24 protein-coding genes are annotated in these 20,899 nt (G+C 36.8%); 16 read left to right on the top strand and 8 right to left on the bottom strand.

The window, feature by feature from the left end; genetic code table 11:
• Nucleotides 1-119 precede the first annotated feature (119 nt).
• The 5 genes from deoD (at nt 120) to TY15_RS16210 (ending at nt 6,892) form a co-directional block, all read left to right on the top strand.
• Nucleotides 120-824, top strand: a complete 705-nt coding sequence (gene deoD, locus TY15_RS16230) for a purine-nucleoside phosphorylase (protein ID WP_040208610.1) — start codon at nt 120-122, stop codon at nt 822-824.
• A 197-nt stretch (nt 825-1,021) separates the two neighbouring features.
• On the top strand, nt 1,022-3,217 hold the full coding sequence (locus TY15_RS16225) for a heavy metal translocating P-type ATPase (protein ID WP_040208781.1): 2,196 nt from the start codon (nt 1,022-1,024) through the stop codon (nt 3,215-3,217).
• Nucleotides 3,218-3,602: 385 nt separating this feature from the next.
• Nucleotides 3,603-5,006 (top strand): lmo1851 family serine protease, encoded by a 1,404-nt coding sequence (locus tag TY15_RS16220; protein ID WP_455326437.1) that lies wholly within the window; start codon nt 3,603-3,605, stop codon nt 5,004-5,006.
• A 74-nt stretch (nt 5,007-5,080) separates the two neighbouring features.
• Nucleotides 5,081-5,983: a CobW family GTP-binding protein gene (locus TY15_RS16215; protein ID WP_040208613.1), complete on the top strand. Its 903-nt coding sequence runs from the start codon at nt 5,081-5,083 to the stop codon at nt 5,981-5,983.
• A gap of 87 nt (nt 5,984-6,070) precedes the next feature.
• The gene (locus TY15_RS16210; protein WP_040208614.1) at nt 6,071-6,892 is read left to right on the top strand and encodes a hypothetical protein; all 822 of its coding nucleotides are present in this window, start codon (nt 6,071-6,073) and stop codon (nt 6,890-6,892) included.
• Between the two features lie 59 nt (nt 6,893-6,951).
• Here the strand turns inward: TY15_RS16210 and TY15_RS16205 are convergent, their stop codons facing one another.
• Nucleotides 6,952-7,197, bottom strand: a complete 246-nt coding sequence (locus tag TY15_RS16205) for a hypothetical protein (protein ID WP_040208615.1) — start codon at nt 7,195-7,197, stop codon at nt 6,952-6,954.
• Between the two features lie 169 nt (nt 7,198-7,366).
• Here TY15_RS16205 and TY15_RS16200 point away from each other — a divergent pair, with 169 nt between their 5' ends.
• The gene (locus TY15_RS16200; protein ID WP_040208616.1) at nt 7,367-7,813 is read left to right on the top strand and encodes a FixH family protein; all 447 of its coding nucleotides are present in this window, start codon (nt 7,367-7,369) and stop codon (nt 7,811-7,813) included.
• Nucleotides 7,814-7,881: 68 nt separating this feature from the next.
• Here the strand turns inward: TY15_RS16200 and TY15_RS16195 are convergent, their stop codons facing one another.
• The 4 genes from TY15_RS16195 to TY15_RS16180 all read right to left on the bottom strand — a co-directional run bounded on the left by TY15_RS16195 (nt 7,882) and on the right by TY15_RS16180 (nt 9,361).
• A complete protein-coding gene (locus tag TY15_RS16195) occupies nt 7,882-8,262 on the bottom strand; it encodes a hypothetical protein (RefSeq protein WP_040208617.1) in 381 nt (126 codons plus the stop codon).
• Between the two features lie 102 nt (nt 8,263-8,364).
• Complete coding sequence (locus TY15_RS16190; protein WP_040208618.1) at nt 8,365-8,838, bottom strand: Hsp20/alpha crystallin family protein; 474 nt, start codon at nt 8,836-8,838, stop codon at nt 8,365-8,367.
• A 20-nt stretch (nt 8,839-8,858) separates the two neighbouring features.
• The gene (locus TY15_RS16185) at nt 8,859-9,101 is read right to left on the bottom strand and encodes a spore germination protein (RefSeq protein WP_040208619.1); all 243 of its coding nucleotides are present in this window, start codon (nt 9,099-9,101) and stop codon (nt 8,859-8,861) included.
• Nucleotides 9,102-9,109: 8 nt separating this feature from the next.
• Entirely contained in the window at nt 9,110-9,361 is a 252-nt protein-coding gene (locus TY15_RS16180) for a spore germination protein (RefSeq protein WP_040208621.1), read from the bottom strand.
• Nucleotides 9,362-9,554: 193 nt separating this feature from the next.
• Here TY15_RS16180 and TY15_RS16175 point away from each other — a divergent pair, with 193 nt between their 5' ends.
• Nucleotides 9,555-10,328 carry an SDR family oxidoreductase gene (locus TY15_RS16175; RefSeq protein WP_040208622.1) on the top strand — a complete coding sequence of 258 codons (774 nt, stop codon included), beginning with the start codon at nt 9,555-9,557 and terminating at the stop codon, nt 10,326-10,328.
• A 113-nt stretch (nt 10,329-10,441) separates the two neighbouring features.
• A complete protein-coding gene (locus tag TY15_RS24700; RefSeq protein ID WP_179301840.1) occupies nt 10,442-10,600 on the top strand; it encodes a hypothetical protein in 159 nt (52 codons plus the stop codon).
• Nucleotides 10,601-10,665: 65 nt separating this feature from the next.
• Here TY15_RS24700 and TY15_RS16170 read toward each other — a convergent pair whose 3' ends face one another.
• Both TY15_RS16170 and TY15_RS16165 read right to left on the bottom strand, forming a co-directional pair.
• Complete coding sequence (locus TY15_RS16170; protein WP_040208624.1) at nt 10,666-11,226, bottom strand: GNAT family N-acetyltransferase; 561 nt, start codon at nt 11,224-11,226, stop codon at nt 10,666-10,668.
• Nucleotides 11,227-11,540: 314 nt separating this feature from the next.
• Nucleotides 11,541-12,668, bottom strand: coding sequence for an amidohydrolase (locus TY15_RS16165; RefSeq protein WP_040208625.1), 1,128 nt, complete (start codon nt 12,666-12,668; stop codon nt 11,541-11,543).
• A gap of 171 nt (nt 12,669-12,839) precedes the next feature.
• On the opposite strand from TY15_RS16165, the gene TY15_RS16160 reads away from it, so the two are divergent.
• From TY15_RS16160 to dapF, 4 genes are all read left to right on the top strand, one after another.
• A complete protein-coding gene (locus TY15_RS16160) occupies nt 12,840-13,163 on the top strand; it encodes a DUF4870 domain-containing protein (protein WP_179301842.1) in 324 nt (107 codons plus the stop codon).
• A gap of 186 nt (nt 13,164-13,349) precedes the next feature.
• The gene (locus tag TY15_RS16155) at nt 13,350-14,204 is read left to right on the top strand and encodes a patatin-like phospholipase family protein (protein WP_040208628.1); all 855 of its coding nucleotides are present in this window, start codon (nt 13,350-13,352) and stop codon (nt 14,202-14,204) included.
• Between the two features lie 116 nt (nt 14,205-14,320).
• Nucleotides 14,321-15,106: a hypothetical protein gene (locus TY15_RS16150; protein WP_040208629.1), complete on the top strand. Its 786-nt coding sequence runs from the start codon at nt 14,321-14,323 to the stop codon at nt 15,104-15,106.
• Between the two features lie 81 nt (nt 15,107-15,187).
• On the top strand, nt 15,188-16,177 hold the full coding sequence (gene dapF, locus TY15_RS16145; RefSeq protein WP_040208630.1) for a diaminopimelate epimerase: 990 nt from the start codon (nt 15,188-15,190) through the stop codon (nt 16,175-16,177).
• Nucleotides 16,178-16,187: 10 nt separating this feature from the next.
• Here the strand turns inward: dapF and TY15_RS16140 are convergent, their stop codons facing one another.
• On the bottom strand, nt 16,188-18,026 hold the full coding sequence (locus tag TY15_RS16140; protein WP_040208632.1) for a DNA ligase D: 1,839 nt from the start codon (nt 18,024-18,026) through the stop codon (nt 16,188-16,190).
• Between the two features lie 127 nt (nt 18,027-18,153).
• Here TY15_RS16140 and ku point away from each other — a divergent pair, with 127 nt between their 5' ends.
• The 4 genes from ku to TY15_RS16120 all read left to right on the top strand — a co-directional run bounded on the left by ku (nt 18,154) and on the right by TY15_RS16120 (nt 20,860).
• On the top strand, nt 18,154-18,990 hold the full coding sequence (ku, locus tag TY15_RS16135; RefSeq protein WP_040208633.1) for a non-homologous end joining protein Ku: 837 nt from the start codon (nt 18,154-18,156) through the stop codon (nt 18,988-18,990).
• Between the two features lie 84 nt (nt 18,991-19,074).
• Nucleotides 19,075-20,037 carry a nucleoside hydrolase gene (locus tag TY15_RS16130; RefSeq protein WP_040208634.1) on the top strand — a complete coding sequence of 321 codons (963 nt, stop codon included), beginning with the start codon at nt 19,075-19,077 and terminating at the stop codon, nt 20,035-20,037.
• Between the two features lie 278 nt (nt 20,038-20,315).
• On the top strand, nt 20,316-20,516 hold the full coding sequence (locus TY15_RS16125) for a cold-shock protein (RefSeq protein WP_040208635.1): 201 nt from the start codon (nt 20,316-20,318) through the stop codon (nt 20,514-20,516).
• Nucleotides 20,517-20,656: 140 nt separating this feature from the next.
• Nucleotides 20,657-20,860 (top strand): cold-shock protein, encoded by a 204-nt coding sequence (locus tag TY15_RS16120; RefSeq protein ID WP_179301844.1) that lies wholly within the window; start codon nt 20,657-20,659, stop codon nt 20,858-20,860.
• Nucleotides 20,861-20,899: the final 39 nt, after the last annotated feature.

The raw sequence follows: 20,899 nt of genomic DNA, 5'->3' as shown, positions 1-20,899 counted from the left end.
TTCCACAATATAAAAAAATCATGTCAATTTTGCGATACGTTTTCAATAAAAACCGTTTATGATATAGTGTCTATGGTACGGGTTATTCCAGTACTTACTTTTGATTGGAGGTTAATGAAATGAGTGTACATATTGGCGCCAAAGAAAATGAAATTGCGGAGACGGTATTACTTCCAGGTGACCCGCTTCGCGCAAAATATATTGCTGAAACATTCTTAGAAGATGCACAATGTTATAACGAAGTTCGTAATATGTTTGGTTACACTGGAACGTATAAGGGAAAAAGAATCTCTGTCCAAGGAACAGGGATGGGGGTTCCGTCCATTTCCATCTATGTGAATGAATTAATGCAAAGCTACCATGTTCAAAACTTAATTCGTGTTGGTACTTGTGGAGCCATTCAAAAAGATGTAAAGGTTCGTGACGTTATTTTAGCCATGACGAGTTCCACAGATTCAAATATGAACCGTTTAACTTTTGGCCATGTTGATTTTGCACCAACAGCTAACTTTGATTTACTGAGAAAAGCCTATGATGCTGGTGTAGCTAAAGGTCTAAATTTAAAAGTCGGAAATATTTTCACTGCTGATTCTTTTTATAACGATAATGCAGATCTTGAGAAATGGGCGAAATATCAAATCCTAGCGATTGAAATGGAAACAACCGCTCTTTATACGTTAGCAGCAAAATTTAACCGAAATGCGTTATCTGTTTTAACTGTAAGTGACCATATCCTAACAGGGGAAGAAACAACAGCTGAAGAAAGACAATTGACTTTTAATGACATGATTGAAGTCGCGTTAGAAGCTGCGATCAAAGAATAATGATGACTGCCTCTTCCACTAGGAAGAGGTTTTTCTTTGTATTTTAAAGGAACTTTGCTGGAAGAAAGAGAATTAGAATGTAAGAAATAAAAGTTAATAAGGGTGAGACCATCTTCAACGAGAAAAGGCGGATAAAGGTAGGAAAAACTAATAATTCTATCGGTTTTCAAAGGGCCCGGGGGAGAGTGGTGAATGAAATGGAAGAACAGCTCAAATTGGATATAACCGGAATGACCTGCGCTGCTTGCTCTACTAGAATTGAGAAAGTTCTAACTAAAATGGATGGAGTGGAGAAAGCCACTGTAAATTTAGCAACAGAATCTGCAATCGTTGATTATAATCCCGGTGAAGTAACAGTTGAAGGAATTATCGAAAGAATTATTAAAATTGGCTATGATGCAAATGTAATGGCAGCAAGAGAAACGAAACAACAATATAAAGAAGAGGAAGTTAAACAGAAAAAGCAAAAATTTCTTCTTTCTGTTATTTTATCGCTCCCACTGTTGTATACGATGCTTGCCCATTTACCTGTTGAAATAGGACTACCGATGCCCCATTTATTAATGAATCCTTGGTTTCAATTTTTATTAGCCACCCCAGTCCAGTTTTATATTGGTGGTCCATTTTATATCGGTGCCTTTAAGGCTCTCAAAAACAAAAGTGCGAATATGGATGTTCTTGTGGCATTAGGCACCTCGGCAGCGTATTTCTATAGTCTTGCTGAGGGGGTAAAAACGATTGGAACCCCTTTTTACATGCCGCATCTTTATTTTGAAACAAGCGCTGTCCTGATTACGTTAATCTTATTAGGTAAGTTATTTGAAACGGTCGCAAAAGGAAGGACGACGCTTGCCATTTCCAAATTGCTAAGCCTACAGGCAAAGGAAGCAACCATCGTTCGGGAAGGATTAGAGCTTCAAATCCCGATTGAAGAAGTGAAAGTGGCAGATCGATTACTTGTCAAGCCTGGGGAAAAGATTCCCGTTGATGGCGAAATTATATTAGGACAATCATTTGTGGATGAATCAATGATAACTGGTGAATCTATACCGGTGGAAAAAACGGTTGGAGACATGTTGATTGGATCAACCATTAACAAAAATGGTACCATGACCATGAAAGCGACAAAGGTAGGGAAGGATACGACACTTGCGGGAATAATTAAAATTGTCGAGGAAGCACAGGGAAGTAAAGCCCCCATTCAACGCCTTGCCGATACTATTTCCGGTTACTTTGTCCCTGTAGTTGTTGTCATTTCCGTCCTTACATTTTTAATTTGGTATTTATTTGTAAGTCCGGGTGATTTTCCGTCCTCATTAGAAACGGCGATTGCTGTTCTTGTTATTGCTTGTCCGTGTTCACTAGGGCTAGCTACTCCTACATCCATTATGGTTGGCACTGGAAAAGGAGCAGAATTGGGGATTCTTTTTAAAGGTGGAGAACATTTGGAGACGACTCACAAAATTAATGCTATAGTACTTGATAAAACAGGTACAATTACAAAAGGTAAACCGATTGTAACAGATTTTATTGCCTATCAGGATGAGAAAAAAGTGCTCCAATACCTTGTTTCAGCTGAGAAGTCTTCAGAGCATCCACTTGCAGAAGCGATCGTTAGGTATGGGATGGAAAAAAGGTCTAGTACACTACCTGTCAAACGGTTTAAGGCCATACCAGGCTATGGAATTGAAGCGAAAATAGGTGAGGATGAAGTCTATATTGGTACTCGAAAGCTCATGGATTTAAAAAGTATTGCATATGCTGAAATGGAAAAAGACCTGTTACGGTTTGAAACCGAAGGAAAAACGGCTATGTATATTACTATAAATTCTACGATTATGGGGTTGGTGGCTGTAGCCGACACAGTTAAAGATTTGGCAAAAGTGGCTATCCAGCAGTTATCAGAGTTAGGTATTGAGGTATATATGCTTACTGGTGATAATGTTCGAACTGCGAAAGCAATTGCCAATCAAGTGGGTATAAAACATGTTATTGCAGAAGTTTTACCAGAGGAAAAAGCAAATCATGTAAGAGAACTACAACGGAAAGGTTATAAAGTGGCGATGGTGGGGGATGGAATCAATGATGCACCAGCCCTTGCTGTCGCTGATATTGGGATAGCAATTGGCACTGGGACTGATGTGGCGATTGAAGCTGCCGACATTACCATTCTAGGCGGAGAGCTCACTTTAATTCCGAAGGCTATTGCGTTAAGTAAAAAAACCATGCAAAATATCCGTCAAAATCTGTTTTGGGCTCTCATCTACAATTCAGGTGGGATCCCAATTGCTGCCCTCGGTTTATTGGCTCCCTGGGTAGCTGGGGCAGCCATGGCTTTTAGTTCTGTTTCAGTGGTTACTAATTCCCTCCGTTTGAAGCGAGTTAAAATATAAATAAGAGGGTTTCTTTCTAAGTTGATGAGGCGTTGGAAGATTAAGGCTACGATGCTTGTTTTACGAGGCACTACCTGTAGGTAGGTGCCTTTTTCAATGAAAAGGTGTGTTTACAAGCCAAACTAATTATTTTTCATTAGCTTTTCTTTGTTAATTTTATAAAAAAAATGTTATTCTAATCACTAAGGGTTTCAATTTAAAGTATTTAAAAATAGCTTCTGAAAATTTGGAAAAATCTAGCTGTTTTGTTGCTAATCTTTTCTTATTTTTATGGTGAATGAAAGTGGTGAAGGCTTTGGAAGAAAATAATGCTGAACAAACAAAGGTTGAGGAAGGAACCAAAGATCAAGAACAAGGAACCGAAAATAAATCCAATTTTATCCGAATGAAAAAGTTTCACTTTATCATGCTGTTATTTTTTCTTGTATTTCTATCTGCGGGGATTACTACGTTTGCCTTAGCTTTTGGGAAAGAAAAAGTGGTGACTGTTGCTCCGAATAGAGCAGAATTCAATAAACTATATGAAGCATTTGACACTTTGAAAAATGGCTTTTACAAAGATGTAAATCAGAAAAAACTCATTAATGGTGCGATTGATGGAATGGTGGAATCATTAGATGACCCGTATTCCGATTATATGAGTAACGAAGAAGCAGAAAGCTTCCATAGCAGTATCTCATCTTCCTTTGAAGGAATTGGTGCCGAAATCCAAGAGAAGGATGGGCACATTATTATTGTTTCACCAATAAAAGGATCGCCAGCTGAAAAGGCCGGTTTAAAACCGAATGACATGGTCGTATCAGTTGACGGAAAAAGCTTGCAAGGAAAGAATTCGACTGAAGCTGTAACAATGATTAGAGGTAAGAAAGGAACAAAGGTCGTTTTAACGATTCAACGACCTGGCACAGATGCCCCAATGACAGTGCCACTTGTTCGTGATACGATTCCGATTGAAACGGTATATGGTGAAATGGTAGACGATTCAATTGCTAAAGTTCAAATTACAAGTTTTTCTAGTAATACGGCCAAAGAATTAGAAAAAACATTGAACGATTTACATCAAAAGGGTATGAAAGGTCTTGTCTTAGATTTGCGCCAAAATCCAGGTGGGCTATTAGACCAAGCGGTAAGTATTACAAGCATGTTTGTACCTAAAGGGAAAATTATTGTTAAAGAAGAGGATAGAAACGGAAAAATCCAAGAAATTGCTTCTCAAAATGATGGCAATCCTGATTTTCCTCTAGTTGTTTTAATTGATAAGGGTAGTGCAAGTGCATCAGAAATTTTCGCTGCTGCAGTTAAAGAATCAGCGGGGGTTCCACTTGTTGGTGAGAAGTCCTTCGGTAAAGGAACTGTTCAAACCGCTGCTGATTTTAAAGACGGTTCAAACCTCAAATATACCATTGCAAAATGGTTAACACCAAAGGGGAATTGGATTCATAAAAAAGGTATTGTTCCGGATGTAGAGGTTGCCCTTCCTGAATATGCTACATTACCGATTATTGATCCAGATAAAGAATTAGCAGTATCTACTTCATCCACAGAAGTGCAAACAGCGCAAAAAATGCTAAAAGCAATTGGCTTTGACCCAGGCCGTGATGATGGATTTTTTGATGAAAAAACAAAAGAAGCGGTTGTTAAATTTCAGACTTCACAAAACCTTACAGCAGATGGAGTGCTAAAAGGTAATACGACGCTCAAACTAATGGATGTATTACGTGAGAAAATTAAAACGAATGATACGCAACTGCAAAAGGCTGTAGAAGTATTAAAGGGAAGAATGAAATAATCCATGAACCCGATTCCGGTAGGAGTCGGGTTCAACTACTATACGAGTCATAATAGTACAAGAGAGGAAATGTCATGAAAAGAACAGAAGTTTATATTTTATCTGGATTTTTAGGGAGTGGAAAAACTACTCTATTAAAACGATTGTTAGAGGATGAACGTCGTGTCAGTAGAAAAGTAGCTGTTATGATGAACGAGCTTGGGAAGGTTTCGATTGACTCCAATGTGGTTAATGATGATGTTTCCCTAAAAGAACTATTAGGTGGCTGTATCTGTTGCTCGATTCAGGACAAGCTTGAAGCTCAGCTTCAAGGGTTATTAGCAATAGAACAACCAGAGGTCATCTATATTGAGACAACTGGAGCGGCCCATCCCGTGGAAGTATTGGATGCTATCCTTTCCCCTCTGTTTGCTGATCAACTTGATATAAAAGGAATTATCACAACGGTAGATGGGACAAGATGGAACGAGAGAAAATTATTAACCCCGCAGCTACAACAGTTAATTCTTGAGCAGGTCAAGCATGCCGACTTCATTATCGTTAATAAAATGGACCAACTAGCCGATAGTGAACAAGCTAGGATCACGTTTGAAATTCAAGCAATAAATCCAAATGCAATCTGTTTGTTAACAAATTATTCTCACGTGTCTATTTCCCAACTAAGAAATCTTTCCATATCACTTGAGAAAAAATCACAGCATATCCATTTAAATTTAACCACTTTTGTCTATCAATTTAAAAAAGCTATTAACCATGAAGCATTTGAGGAATTTTTGAAAGGGTTACCTGATACGATTTACCGAATAAAAGGCTATATTAGGTTTGACTATTCGCAACAGCCCTTTTTATTTCAATTTTCCTATGGGATGCCTTTATACATGAAGGAAGATATGAATATTCCCTTAAACCTTGTTTTTATCGGTGAAAATATTGATTGGAATGTGATTCAAGCTCAGCTTGCGAACCTCGAAAAATAAGTCGAAAATGAATAAATCATGCATGATAACTTCTTCTTCAGGTAACTCTTTTAATGTAGCAAAAAAACCATAAAAAGGGGGGCATTAATGAAGAAGATTGCTTTTATGTTTGTATGTATTCAAATCCTCCTAAATGGACTTGGGGTTAACGCAGCGTCAAATATTAGTTATAAAATTGAAATGTTGAATTGGAATGAGGTTAACGAATTACTACCTAAGTATACAAAATTTACAGTTTTGGATGTGGAAACGGGGAAGCAATTTAAGGTGCAAAGAAGAGCAGGAAGTCATCATGCAGATGTACAACCATTGACTTCAAAAGATACGAAAATCATGAAAAGAATATATAGTGGAAAATGGAGCTGGAAACGAAGGGCAATCGTTGTTATTCATAATAATCATTGGATTGCCGCATCAATGCACGGAATGCCACATGGTGGTGGGGCCTTGCAAAATAATTTTCCTGGCCATTTTTGTATCCATTTCTTTGGGAGTACAACGCACCGAACAAATTCAATGGACTTATCCCATATGCTGATGATTTTGAAGGCATCCGGTAAATTAGATGATTATCTTAATCAAGCTAATCCTTATGAGATCATTAACGCCTATATATCTGGTTTTAAGCAGCAAGATGCAGCCATAACAGGACAGTCGTCCTTACAAAAAATAACATGGAAGCCAATTTTAAAAAAGGTTGAAAATGTTAAAATATCACGGATGGAGCAACTACCACCGGAAGATTTAACAGAGGAAATCAGTTTGGCTGTTCCTGTGGTGGTGGATTGGTACATAGAAGATAGGGGCAGGCAAACATTTAGAGGAGCGATTCATCTTGTAAGATTTTCTCCAGTAGATGCTTGGAAAGTGGACTCGTTGGATTTCGTAAGAAAAAATAATTTTCGCTAAATAAAAAACACCTTAATCAGCAACTTTACGATTATCCTTGATTAAGGTGTTTTAGTTTGTCAGTTGTTTTGTTCGCCAAACTTGATAAAGGTTCGCTCATCTTCAATTAATCCGCAGGCACCACATTGAATTCGATATTCGGGCCCATTGTATGGGAGATGAAATGGTTCTAAATCATTCTCTCCATACTCTCGTAGCACTTCCCCCGATTGCGGGTCAAGCTTAACAGATTGTGAAACTTGCTGAATAAGATTAAAGCGACTTCGATTCGTTTTACAATTTGGACACTTGTAAGGGGTTGACATAAGTTTCTCCTTTCTTTTGATTGTTAAATTCTATTTTTTGCAATATTATCTATAAATATGTAACAATGCATGTGTAAGGAAAAAGGGGAATTGGTATGGCCAAAGTAATCGTAAGTTATGAGTTTACATATATAATTGGTGAAGCAATAAAGGTAGGGGGAGAAAAATAGTGAAAAAACTTTCATTAATGGTAGTAATAGTCCTATTTCTTGGTCTTGCGGTTTCATGTAGTCAACAAAAAGATAAAACAGAAAGTCTACCAGAAATGTTAGAGGTTAATTTGTCTATTAAACCTGCAAACGGAGGAGTAAACAAACCGATAACGATTGAAGCAATGGTGACGCAAGGAAAAGAAAAAGTAAATGACGCGGAGGTTATTTTTGAGGTTTGGCGGGCTAAGGATGAAAAACATGAAAAAGTTGAGGTTAAGAAAGCAGAAGATGGGCTGTATCGATTGGAGAAGTCATTTCAGCAAGAAGGTACCTATTATGTGATTTCGCATGTGACCGCTCGAGATATGCATAATATGCCGAAAAAAGAATTCATTATTGGTACTCCGAGTGAACCAGAAAATTCCAATACCGATGATGCAATGGATGGAATGGAAATGGAGTAACAGGATGAATCGGCAAAGTGACATTATTATCACTCAAAAAGACAGCCAAAATACTGTCTTTTTGTTTTTTATGACTCTTTTTTTACTTTAAAGTTTACCTTCGCTTGTTTTTTTAACTTTTCTTCTAATTTTTTATTAAATTTATTCGTAAACTCGCCTTCGTAAGTCGAGCCAATATTTAATTTTCCTGAAAGCTCTTTAATTCCTAATTGCCCAAAATTGTTGGCGTAATCTAAGTGTTCGATGACGATTTTATCGACTTGGAGATGGTCAATTTGAATGGTAGGAGAAGGCTTATGATCCTTTGTCTCAGATGGAAGGTCACAAGACTCTGAGATCGCTTTAAACTCACTTAAGCTTGCCTCAAGTACAGAAATTTTTTTTTCCAATTCTGATATTTTCTTTGTAACAGTTCTATCAGTTGTAAACAAGCGAAAGAAGAATCGCATAAAAACCCTCTATTCAGAATTGGTCTATTCAAACAAAGATGATTGAGAATCCTTATATTTATCATATTTTTTTATTTGAGAAAGATGCAAAAAAAAAGACGTTTACATAATTTCTGTCACGTCAATTTCTGAAAACTGCATATCCACATTTTTCGGTATTTTTACCTCGAGCATTCCATCTTTAATATTTGCTGTAGCACCTTTCTTTTTTACAATGGCGGGTAGGGTAATAGTATGCTTATCCTCTTGTTTTGGGATATGTTCTACAATCAGTTGGTTGGATGTATGATAAATACGTATTTGTTTAGCCCACTCGTCATCTTTCAGTGGAATTCTTACAAAAACAAAGTCATGGGTTTCAAAGGCTGTAGAATTTAAACCACCTGCCGTTGCTTGCTGGGATACTGAGGATGGGAAGCCACCAAACATATCTTGCGGGTTCATCATTCCTTTCATATTACCCGGCATAATTTTTCCCATTAAGTCTTGGACATATTTATCAATTTCGGCAGGCTTCATTTTTTGGATTGATTCTTTCGTGTCCTTATTAAAGGGGAATATATTCCAAGGGAACATCTATATTCATCCTTCCTCTTCTAGAATTGATTCGAAATCGGTATGGCTGGGTTGGCAATTTGATCCTGGTCACTGATGTCCGTGTCGGCAAATCCATTTACTGATGTAGATCCTGCTGGAGATAAATCTCCAAAGGCTATATTGGTTCCTATCCACTTAGTATTGGCTGTATGGCTATTTTGTACATTTGTTCCAAAATCAATATTTGCATTATTATTTAGAGCATTTGTTTTAATATTAAAAACATTTATCTGAAAGGGCATGATTTTTTTCATTCCTTTATAATTGGATTCGTATATACATTTGATGGATCTGCGATATCACCCATATCATTTACATCAGGATCAATAAAAACATTTTCCATTGCGGCGGTTGGCGGTGCAAAATCTCCATAGGATGAATTTTGTCCCTGGGATTTTGAGTTAGCAGTATGGGCGTTATGAAGGGCTTCACCGATGTTAACAGACCCGTTGTTAGAGACACTGTTAATTTTTAAGCTGAAGATATTGATTACAGTCTGCATCCGGTCACATCCTTTTCGCTTTTCTTATAACCCCATAGTATGCAAATGAATGCCCATCCGTTATTAAAACTTCCGGCGCGTTGTTTTTGATTCCATTTTATTCATAAACCATTTATTTAAATTTGCATATATAAACAATTCTTTTTAACATATAGTAAAGAGAGAATTTTTATTTATAGAGAGGTAATGATGAGTGAATAAGAAAACGGCATTGATTACAGGAGGAGCTACTGGAATTGGTAGAAAAACCGCGATACAGCTTGCGGAAAATGGGTATCAGCTTGTGATCAATTATCGAACTAGTGAAGCAGAAGCGGTTTTCTTAGCAAAACATTTGGATGATCGTTTTGGAACGAAAAATATAACAGTCCAGGGGGATGTAGCGAACGAGGAGGATTGTATCCGAATTGTAAATGAAACACTCTCGACATATGCCACTGTTGATGTTTTGGTTCATAATGCTGGCCCGTATGTGCACGCTAGAAAAAAGTTAACGGACTACTCTTTTGAAGAATGGAATTATTTAATCCAAGGAAATTTAACGGCGGTTTTTTATTTATCTAAATTAATTATTCCAGTTATGCGTAAACAGAACTGGGGCAGAATTATCACCCTAGGATATGACAGGGCTGAAACCGCCCCTGGTTGGATTTACCGTTCTGCCTTTGCTGCAGCTAAGACAGGATTAGCTTCTCTTACCCGTACCATTGCATTGGAAGAAGCCGAACATGGAATAACGGCCAATATGATTTGTCCAGGAGATATAACAAATGAGTGGAAGGAAAAAAATATTGAAGATGCAATCGGTGCAAGAGACGATGACCTTCCTTATGGAAGACATGGCACCGGAGAGGATATCGCTCGAGTCATCGCTTTTTTAACGAATGAAAAATCTGACTTTATCACAGGGAGTATTCTTCCAGTAACAGGCGGAGAAGATGTGTTAGGCAAAGCATTAAAAAACTAGAATATATGCCTTATAATTGGTTTTTAATTTTTTGAACTATTTGATTTTCTAGAATGAAAATAATACCTTTTGTAGATAATAGGAAATAATCATCTATGAAAGGAGCAAAGAAAATGAGTTTTAACATGAACCGAATTAATCCTAATCAAACCCAAGTTTTTTTTCATGATGGCCGCTTTGAAACATTAACGAATGAGGAATTGGATGAATTTTTGCTCCATATGGGTATTAGTGAACTAAAGGACACGAGTGAACAAAGTGTCTTAGAATAAAGGGAATTATTATTTTCTGAAAAGATATAAAAAGCAATCGACCTTTTTGTAAGGCCGATTGCTTTTTATGCTTCCAACAATTGAGAGTTATCTGTTTCAGTGGGAGAACTCCTTAAGAGGTGGAAAGTATATAAATCTTTTGAAATTTCATATAAGTCATAAATTTCGTCGCTCGAGTTTAATTGTTCATATAGTGTTTTTCTGGATTCATTTGCTTTTATTACATATGGAAGCTTTTCTGCTGCTTTAATTGAACGGATATTGAATTTACGGATCCGCATGAAGACCCTTTCAATGCCCATCTCATAAAAAAGTTCTTGAAAAAAAGCGTCTTTAGCAGGGCTATTATAGCCTTTTCCGTGATAGGGTTTGCCTAGCCAAGTTCCTAAAAACCCAGATTGATCCTCGATATCATATAGATTTATTGTACCGATCGGCGCGCCCCATTCGTCAAGAATAGTCCGTGAAACTAATTCACCACGCTCTTCAGCTTCAATCGTTTGTTTAGTAATAAATAAAAATTCTTCATAAGAATCAGCTTTTTGACGTACAAAAGGGAAGACATCAGGGTGCGTCATTAATTCGTACAAAGTGTGGCTGTCATGAAGATCACGTTTTTTAAGCATGAATATCCCTCCATTAGGGTATTCCGATCCCATATTAAAGAAGCGGTCCACCCTCGAAATTTTTTATAAAGTTGCGTAAAAAATTCCGGGGTGGGAATCGAACCCACTAGAACCAGTTAACTGGTGGCGCACCATTTGCCTTCCCTATATCATTTTTTTGTTAGCAGATTATGTTCAGAAACCCCCAAATTATTCAGGTTTAAAACAGCTTTAAAACAGCTTTACTTAGAGTATGATACAAGAAAAAATGAAAAAAATAAATAGTTTTTTTGTTAGTTTTTCGATAAAATTTGTTACCAATTTTCAACAAAATTCTACTCTTCTGTATAGATCATTTCTCCACCAATCATTGTCCATTTTGGTTTCGCTAAATAATGGAAGGGGTGGTGACTCCATAGGACTAAATCAGCATCTTTACCTTCCTCAATGCTTCCAATTTGTTGATCTATTTTTAAATTTCGTGCTGGTAAAATGGTTATTCCTTCGAGAGCCTTTTGTTCAGGCAATCCTTCTCGAACGGCAAGACTTGCGCAGATATTTAAGTATTGAATGGGTGTATAGGGATGATCTGTGGTGATAGAAACTTCGACATCATGTTTTGTTAATTCTTGGTATGTTTTCCAAGTCTTATTTTTTAATTCGACTTTGGATCTTCTTGTCAGTGTCGGACCTACAGATACTTTTAAATTCTTTCCATCTAATTCACCTGCGATTAGATGTCCTTCCGTGCAATGCTCAATTCGTAAATCAAGATTGAACTCTTCGGCAAATCGAAGCGCAGTGATAATATCATCTGCACGGTGAGCGTGGATTCTTACCGGGATTTCTCTTTTTAAAGCCTTGACGATGGGAGCAACTCGAAAGCATTCTGGGTTATCAGAATGAATGGCTTGGTAGAATACTTCTCTGAGCATTCCCATTATCCCCATTCTTGTTATGGAATCACTATTTCCATTGCTGTGAATTCTCTTGGGATTCTCCCCCAAAGCAATTTTTAAACCGGCAACCTCTTGAATGATCATTTTCTTAATATTTTTTCCGGTTGTTTTAATAACAGAGGTTGTTCCACCGATTACGTTCGCACTGCCAGGCATAATGTGGACAGTGGTAATACCGCTTTTTACAGCATCTGTGAAGGCTGGGTCTAATGGGTATACTCCGTCGATCGCACGAATATGGGGAGTGAGTGCTTCGGCGGTTTCATTGGCATCGTTTCCTGCCCACCCAGTACCTTCATCGTACAAACCTAAATGAGTATGAACATCGATAAAACCGGGGAAAAGTAAGGAGCCGCCACAATCAATTATTTTTATATTCAAATCCGGGGTAATATTCCTACCGATTTTTTTAATTTTTCCTGATTCAATGAGGACATCATAATTTTTTAGAGGTTTAGAAGTAACTGGATAAACATAAGCGTTTTTTAGCAGTAATTTATTCATATAAAACCTTTCTATACGTTATTAATATATTTTATCAATTTTAACAATATATGTGATATAGGAAAAGCTAGTATTGATGTTTTTTATTTTTATTAAACAGATTGAAACCTTTATACAAGAGAAGCGTATTTAATAAAGTAAACAAAAATTATTCCATTGGGGGATATTAGAATGGTGAAAAGTGATGAAAAGGTAATGGCTGCCGGAATTTATATATTAAGCTTATTTTTTCCAATTTTGGCTCCGCTTATTATCTGGCTAATAAAGAAAGATGAGTCATCTTTTATTAATTATCATGGGAAGGAATATTTTAATTTTTTTATTTCCTATTTCATTTATACAGTTGTCGCCGGTATCTTATCTATTATTTTAATTGGAATCTTTATATTATGGGTATTAGGGATAGCGGCTCTGATTTTTACGATTATCGCAGCTGTTAAAGCCTTCGAAGGGAACGAATATCATATTCCATTTATCTTTAGGCTAATCAAATAGAAGTCTTTCAAAAACCCGTCAAAAATGTTGCCGGGTTTTTGTTTGGCAAATAAATGATCCTAGGATGGCTTTCATGAAAGTGGCTGCTACTTCGAGAAGTCTTTTTATTTTGCAAATAATGACGGTTATTTTATAATGTCTTGTGTGTAAAAATGGTTTAAGTGAATTTAAAAGGGGTGGGGCAGTTTGGTAGAGCAAGTTGGACTAGTTTTAGAAGGCGGCGGGATGCGCGGCGTTTATACTGCCGGAATCCTTGAATATTTCTTAGAACAGGAATTATTCTTTCCGTATGTAATAGGGGTATCAGCTGGTGCTTGTAATGCAGCCTCCTATTTATCAAAGCAAAAAGGGAGAAACAAATTAGTCACGATTGAATATGCATCAGATCCCCGCTATATTTCGTGGCGTAATTATTTTAAAAACCGGCAATTCTTTGGGATGGATTTTATTTTTGATGAGATACCTAATCAACATGTTCCCTATCACTATGATGTGTTTTATAATAGTCCAACTGAATTTGTTGTTGGTACGACAGATTGTATGACGGGAAGTCCCGTTTATTTTAATAAACAGGATTATGGAGATCACCTCTTAACTGTTTTACGTGCTTCGAGTTCCTTGCCATTTATTGCTCCAGAGGTTCAATTTCAAAATAAGGTCTTACTCGATGGTGGCATAAGCGATCCAATACCGATCAAAAAAGCACAAATTGATGGTTTCAAAAAAAATATTGTCATTTTAACAAGAAATGAAGGGTATTTGAAAAAGCCTTCGAAGTTTCATTTTCTTGTTGACCGCAAGTATCCAAAGTTTAAAGGTCTGCAGCAATCTTTAAGGAAGAGATATCAAACTTATAATGATACGGTGGCCTATCTTGAAGAAGAAGAAAAGGCGGGTAATGTCCTTATCATCCGTCCAACTGAACCATTGAAGGTTGGAAGAATGGAAAGAGATCCGCAAAAACTAGAAGAGTTATACAATCAAGGCTACGCAGATGCAAAAAAATCGATGGCTAACATTCATCAATATATTCAGTCTTAGAGAAGTGTCTAAAGGACGCTTCTCTTTTCCTTTTTTTCGTAGAGAGAAACTCCTATCATTTTTTTCGAAACTATTAAATAGACTTATAGTAGAGGAAATGATAAGGAGTTTTCCAGATGAAAATACATGAATATTACCGAGTTACAGCTAATATGAGCTTAAATGGTAGTATTGCCGCACTCGTACCGACGATTATGATAATCGTTGGTAATCTTACTTTTATTAAGAATAAGGAAGTTATGCTCTTAACCATACCCTTTCTGATCTATAGCATCATTAGTTTTCAATTATATTTATTTAGAATGCGTCAATCAATCGCAATTGGTAGGAATATGGTTGGGTTTGAAGCAACTGATAGGTCGATATTTGAAGTGCAAAATCTATTAGTACTTTGCATGAATTCCCTATCTCCACGGGTACTGATATATTTTCCGGATGGATATTTAGCGGGTACTATTAAAAAGTTTCGCGGAAATGGCTCGAAGAAGTTGAAGTCGTCCAACACCTATGCATTATACAATTTAGATAATAATGTGATTGGTTTTTTTGAGAGAAAGGCAGGGCGCGTACTGAAGGTTGAAGTATACGATTTCAATAGGAAATATCTCGGATGTTTCGAAAAAACAAAACTCGGGTGGAGAAAAACCAAAAAGGAATTGTTAGATAGTTCAAGAAGATATGTAGGTGCGGTCGAGGGTTCATCAGTATTTATGGATGAACAAGTGTACGACAGTGGAGAACAGCTGGTGGGGCGTCTCCGCAGGGGATGGATGCCCTTACAATGGGCTCAACTATTTCCAGAATCAAATACGCCTGTTCTGTCATTTGCGGAGGCACTATCAGATGAGGACAAACTTCTCAGAATGTCAGTTTTAATCAATGAATATTTTATTGAAAGATGAAAAATTAGACGGTTTCCCTTACAGATAATGTTTGATATGATTAATGAAACTATTTATATCTCTTTTCTGGGGGTTTTTACAGTGCAAATAGATTTAATTAAAGGACATGGTTCTGGGAATGACTTTCTCCTAATCGATGAAATGTCACATGACTATTCTTTTACAGACAAAGACAGGGCATGCCTTGCTCAAGTGTTATGTAATCGGGAGTCCGAACTAGGGGCAGATGGGATTCTTTTCATTCTGGAAAGTCAGCATTTTGGGGTAGATGGGAGAATGCGTGTCTTCAATGCTGATGGTTCAGAGGCATCTATGTGTGGAAATGGGCTGCGGTTAGTGGCGAGATATGTTTGCGAACAAAAGTCCTTAAAAGAGGCAGTCATCGAAACGATGAAGGCCAACTTAAAGGTAAGCCAGCAGGAAGATCTATACCCTGAGATCCATACTTATCAGGTCGAAATCTCACCGGTTCTGTTTGAATTAAAGTCATTACCTTTAAATTTAAATAAACCCACACTATTTAACGAGCGAATCGATGAGTTATCAGATGAGCTAAGGTTTACTGCTCTCGCTGTACCGAATCCACATTTAATTACGCTAGTGAATACAGACCAATTGCGAATAGACATTCAAAAACAACTTAGTGAAAAAGTGAATGGTCCCAATGAGTTATTTCCGGATGGTGTAAATGTTAGTTTTGTAAAATCCTTGGAGCCGGGAGCAATTTACGTTAGAACGTTTGAGCGCGGAGTCGGCTTCACGAATGCCTGTGGGACGGCGATGTCCGCTTCTTCACTCGTTACATGTTTAACGGGTTTAAATAAGATGGAGAACGTGATTAATGTCTATAATAATGGCGGTAAGGTTCAATGTGTGGTTCATAAATTTGACAATACCTACACAATTGATTTGATTGGAAATGCCACTTACCTTTACAAAGCCTCTATCACACTAAATTTTGAAGATAACGCTTTTATTCTTGATTCAAGAGTAGATTTTTCTGAACAAGAAACGTACGACAAATTACAAGTTGAAGCACAAAAATTTATTAAACAATCAATGGAAGGATAAGGCATCAGCCTCATCCTTTTTTTGTCTTTTTTAAAAAATCTAGAACGGGAGCAAAAGACTGGATTTGTTTTGATTGAAAATATTCCTGAAAGGGGTCACCTTGGTTCCGAATGCGCTTTAGTGCATTTTCCATATTAAACAAAACGGGATGAAGGTTTTCATCTACTTCTTCCCAATATAGCGGAGTTGCCACACCGGCATGTTCGTTACCCCGTACGGAGTAGGGGGCGACAATGGTCTTTCCTTCACTATGTTGTATATAATCAATATATAGTCGTTTCTCACGGTTTTTTTTCATTCGTTCAATCGTAAAAGAATCAGGGTCCTTTGAAAGTAAATACTCTGCCATAAAACTTGTAAAGAGCCTTGTATCTTCATATGAGTATACATTCTCTGGTAATGGAAGGTAGATTTGTAATCCTTTATTACCAGAGGTTTTGATAAACCCTATTAAATTTAATTGATCAAGAATTTCTTTAATGTATCGAGCAGCCTTGATAGCTAACGGAAAGGCATCTTTTGAAGGCGGATCTAAGTCGAAAACAATTTCGCTCGGTCCCTTGCTTTTAATGGTTTGGAAGGGAATATGGTATTCAATCGCCAATTGATTACCGAGCCATACGAGTGTTTTTAAATTATTGCAGACAATATAGTCAATCCCATCAGCAACCTGTGTCTCTACAAATTCAGGTGCATAGTCGGGACAGTTTTTTTGATAGAAGGCCTCACCGTACATTCCATGTGGATACCGGATGACAGTTAATAAACGATTTTTTAAAAAAGGAAGCATATAAGGAGAAATTTCTCGTAGGTACAAGATGTAATCAGCCTTCTGGATGGAGAGCTGATTCCATAGTGGTTTATCCGGATGGGTAATCTCCAAGTCTGCTGGCAAATTCTTTTGTCCAAATATAAAGCGGTCATATGTACAATCCAATGGTTCTATGTCGAATTGGAAGCGATGAAAATGTGGCTCACGTAATTGATTTTCATATAGCTCTAAATATTTCACTTCAAGGCAGATGGCTGGTTCAACATAAATAAATTGATTATCCTCTTTAACCATATTTATTTTTACAGTTTCCTTTAGTGCATTCTTTTCTTCAGGCGTAAAGCCAAATAGTACCTGACCAATGGGGTGAATTTCCTTCTCTTTATACACACCAACATAAAAATAGCCATTTGTTTTCTCGAAAGCGATGATAAAACAGCTGACATACTTCCAATTCTTATATTTCAACCACTGTAATGTCCGTTTGCCTTCATCCCACTGACTGTTTTTATCTTTAGCAATAATCCCTTCACCATCATATAAAACCACTTTTCCCCATAGGTCATTAAAATCTTCGTAGGCAGTTACATATTGTAGCAACTGATTGTTGTAAGGATCGGCATCTAATTCTAAACCTATTGCTTGGAATAACTTGTGAAGTTCTTCTTTTCTTTTATAATACTCAAGAAGATAAAGCGGATTCCCTTTTAACATTAATAAATCAAACACCATTAGGCGGCACGGGTTGCTGGTTGATTGCTCGGTAATTTTCTTTTCTGATTTTAGCCGACCACGTACTTGAATAGCTGAAAAAGTTGCTTTGTGAGTGTTTTCAAGGAAGACAAGTTCACCATCTAATTGCAGTGGTAAAAAGGATTTAAATTGTTCTTCATGTTGTAGCAAAAATGCTTTTATCTCTGGAAATTGTGGAAACAAATCTTTTCCGTTTCGACTCGTTAACTTGATTCCTTTGGAATTCCAATCTATGATGGCCCGAAAACCATCATATTTGACTTCATACAACCAATTTGACCGTTCAGGATTTTCAAAGGTTAAACTCGGCAGCATCGGCTTCATAGTTTGAATGTCCTTTCTTTTTATTTAGTTTGCTTTATTGCATGCAAATTGATCCTTTTCCAATTGTTTTTAGGAATGGATAGTTGACAGAACCACAAAATAAAAATAAAAAGAATGGAGAATTTTTATGCATACGATGTGGAAGGGAAGTATAAGCTTTGGACTTGTAAACATCCCCATCAAGCTTCATACTGCAACAGAAGATAAAGATATTAAACTTCGGACACTGCATAATAAATGTCATGCACCAATTAAGTATGAAAAGATTTGTAGCGTATGTGAAGAAGAGGTAAAACCAGAAGATATCGTGAAAGCCTATGAATACACAAAGGGTAAATTTGTTATTTTAGATAACGAAGAACTTGAAAAGTTACGCAAGGAAAACGAAGAAAAAGCGGTAGAAATCATAGATTTCGTAAAAATAAAGGAAATTGACCCCATTTACTTTGATAAGACCTATTATATGTCCCCAAATGAAGGCGGTTCAAAAGCCTATTCATTGTTGCGGAAGGCGTTACAGGAATCGCAGAAAGTAGGTTTAGCCAAAATTATTATCCGTTCAAAGGAACAGCTGGCTGTCATCCGCGTATACGAAAATACATTAGTCATGGAGACGATTCATTATCCTGATGAGGTTCGTAAAGCAGGAGACGTACCAAATGTACCTTCAGAGGATAAAGTAACAAAAAGAGAATTAGATACGGCTATTTTACTGATTGATCAATTAACGACAGTTTTTGAACCCGAAAAATATACAGATGAATACCGCACTGCCCTTCTTGAACTGATTGAATCAAAACGTACAGGAAAGGAAACGGTCACAGCTTCGACAAAGGAAGTGACATCGAATGTCACCGATTTAATGGCCGCCTTGCAGGCGTCTATTGATCGAACGAAACCAAAAACAAAAAAAGCTGCAACTTCAAGAAAAAAGGCAGCTGTAAAAGTTAAGAAGGAAGCCTAAGCCCTATATATCCACCTTATTTATGGTCTTTCCTGAAAGAGATGAGCATATTGTAGGTAAAAATCAGTAAAATGAGGTGGAGTGATGGCTCATAATGTACTCTTATTTGCTGACCCGGGAATTGATGATTCTTTTGCAATTATGTATGCCTTACTTAATCCGAAAATAAATATAGTCGGTATTATTTGCGGTTATGGCAATACTCCAAAAGAGCAATCCGTAAAGAATGCTGCCTATTTGTTAACCTTAGGACAAAGGGAAGATATTCCAATTATTGCTGGTGCTGCTGGTCCACTGTCAGGCACCCCCATTCAGTACTACCCTGAAATTCATGGTAAGGAAGGTTTAGGTCCAATTAAGCCACCGAATACCATCAAAAATGGAAAAGTTTATGATTTCAATAAGATTCTTGAAATTATTAAACAGTATAAAGAAAATCTGGAGATTGTCTCGTTGGGAAGACTGACTGAGTTGGCATTGATGTTTATCATATATGGAGATGAAGTCTTTAAAGATGTTAAAGCATTTTATATAATGGGTGGTGCCTTTTTAGTACCAGGTAATATATCGGCAGAAGCAGAAGCAAATTTCTATGTTGACCCAATTGCCGCAAATATCATTATGGAAAAAGCACGAAATATCTATTTACATCCTTTAAATATTACGAATAAAGCTATAATAACACCCGAAATTATACAGTTCCTCGGAGAAAATAGTCCAACCCCCTTTAAACCATTAATAAAACCAGCCTTCGACTATTATTTTCAGGCATATCAGAAAAATGTTCCTGGTATTCAAGGTGCGCCCCTACATGATGTGGTTCCGCTCATGGCCTTATCGAATCCCGACCTTGTAAAATATATCCCAAGAAGGGTGAAAGTCGAAGAATTTGGCAACGCCAAGGGTAAAAGCAGTGCTGATTTCCGGCCAATTCCTGACCCTGAGCCTCCAGAAATGATAGATTTCATTGGAATGGAAGCAAATATTCAAATGTTTATCGTTGATTTTATGGAAGTTTTTTTACAAGGAGATTTACAAAGTAGGTAACGATCCGAAGTACTGATGAAAATTTGATTGGATGGATTTATTTTTTCATACAAAATATTTCATTATTTCCTAGTTTTTGAAATCAAATTGACTTAGGTGATGTTTTATGATAAAATAAAAATACGCTTTAATGTTCGTTAATATTTATTGGATTAAGTAGTCGTAACTGCACGAAATTGTGGGTGATGTCTATTACCCAACTGTGTGGGCTTACGTCTTTTTTATTATTTTAAATGTACGAGAAATTTAAAGTGAACAAATTGTTGGGGGTAACATCCATGGAAAACGGTAAAGTAAAATGGTTTAATGCAGAAAAAGGTTTTGGATTTATTGAATCTGAAGGCGGTCAAGATGTGTTCGTTCACTTTTCAGCTATTCAATCAGAAGGCTTCAAGACTTTAGAAGAAGGCCAATCTGTATCATTTGAAATCGTTGAAGGCGCTCGTGGACCACAAGCAGCTAATGTAAAAGCAGTTTAATTTCTATTAAAAATAAAAGGGTGATGCACAAAATGAAGGCATCACCTTTTTATCTATATAATTATGCTAGAAACAAAGTTTCATAGCTAACCAACATAGTGTTCAAAAACAGTCATAACTAATTACAAGGAGTGATCGTTTTGGCGTTTGGTAGAAAAAATGATGAAGAAATTAAGTTAGAAGAAACGAAGATTTGGGAATGTACTTCAGAGACTTGTAAATGTTGGATTCGTGACAACTTTAAAAGTAGTGAAGTCCCACTTTGTCCAATCTGTAAAAGCGAAATGAGCCAGTCAACAAAGGAACTTCAAGTTATTCATAATCATAGTAAGAATTTTATGTAATAAGCAGGTAGCAGGGAAGTTATACTCCCTGCTTTTTTC

It is taken from the genome of Neobacillus jeddahensis, assembly GCF_000612625.1.
GTDB lineage: Bacteria > Bacillota > Bacilli > Bacillales > Cytobacillaceae > Neobacillus > Neobacillus jeddahensis.
The sequence above is the reverse complement of the archived record's forward strand: the minus strand, read 5'-3'. Positions and strand labels throughout refer to the sequence as shown.